The organism is Cedecea sp. AS113, from assembly GCF_037152415.1.
GTDB lineage: Bacteria > Pseudomonadota > Gammaproteobacteria > Enterobacterales > Enterobacteriaceae > Cedecea.
The window spans coordinates 1-512 of sequence record NZ_JBBCMI010000060.1 but is presented as its reverse complement, the minus strand read 5'-3'; the positions used below and the strand labels follow the sequence as shown (position 1 = coordinate 512).

Genomic DNA, 512 nt, shown 5'->3' with positions numbered 1-512 from the left:
TGTACAGTCCGGGGACATGGTAGACAGGTGTTCGCAGACATGGTGAACACTTTTTAACATCCTTTACCCATGGTGATCGACTTATTCTTCAGGTCGATCACCCCCACTTTCGTGCTGTACCACCACACTTCATAACACCCGTCTTCCATCGTCTCTTTCAGTCCCACATATTCTCCTCTGAACGCTTTACCTGCCTTCAGACTGCTGCCCCTGAAGCTCAGCTTTCCGCTGATATCGACCTTCCGTACCTCCACTCCCTCATCGTATTCCGGTGGCTTAACGTCTGCACTGTACTGCCGGGATGATGGCTGATATCGCGAAGCCGGTGCCTTCATCGCGAGGGCCTCGTGGGGCCGCTCCAGGTTATACACCGTCCGCCAGTGATCGAAGGCCCGTTGCAACTGCTGGCTGTCCGTAAACCACTGGCCCTGCAGCACTTCCGCCTTCAGACTGCGGTGAAAACGCTCCAGCTTGCCCTGCGTCTGTGGGTGGTAAGGCCGGGAATGGCTCAC

General features: G+C 55.9%; 1 protein-coding gene. It reads right to left on the bottom strand.

The features are described from left to right. Positions 1-53 precede the first annotated feature (53 nt). Positions 54-512 (bottom strand): integrase core domain-containing protein (locus tag WFN87_RS24020; RefSeq protein ID WP_336983253.1); only part of this gene is annotated, 459 nt, incomplete at its 5' end.